The organism is Bradyrhizobium sp. Crot121, from assembly GCF_059512385.1.
The window spans coordinates 1-402 of the sequence record NZ_JCAMOR010000429.1 but is presented as its reverse complement, the minus strand read 5'-3'; the positions used below and the strand labels follow the sequence as shown (position 1 = coordinate 402).

Sequence of the window (402 nt, the reverse complement as noted above, 5' to 3'; positions counted from 1 at the left end):
GCCGACGCCTGGCGTGGTGACGGTTTATGTTCTGTCGAATAATGGCGACGGCACGGCCAGCCAGGCTGAAATCGATGCCGTTACTGCCGCGCTGAATGCGGACACCGTGCGGCCGATGACGGACCAGGTGAACGTTCAATCGGCCAGCATCGTTACATACACCATAGACGCCGAACTGGTCCTGTTCGATGGGCCGGATACCACTGTTGTGCGGCAGGCCGCAGTGGCTGCTGCACAGGCATATGCGGATTCGGTGCACAAGATCGGTTACGACGTTGCGCTGTCAGGCATCTATCAGGCTCTGCACCAGCCAGGCGTGGACCGCGTGAACCTGACGAACCCGCCAGCGAACATCCCCGGCGCGACTGGGCAGGCGATGTTCTGCACGCAAATCAATGTGAC

General features: G+C 60.7%; 1 pseudogene. It reads left to right on the top strand.

What is annotated here, in order from left to right:
• Positions 1 to 402 (top strand): annotated as a pseudogene (locus AC5ZGW_RS47315) (hypothetical protein); the annotation flags it as partial.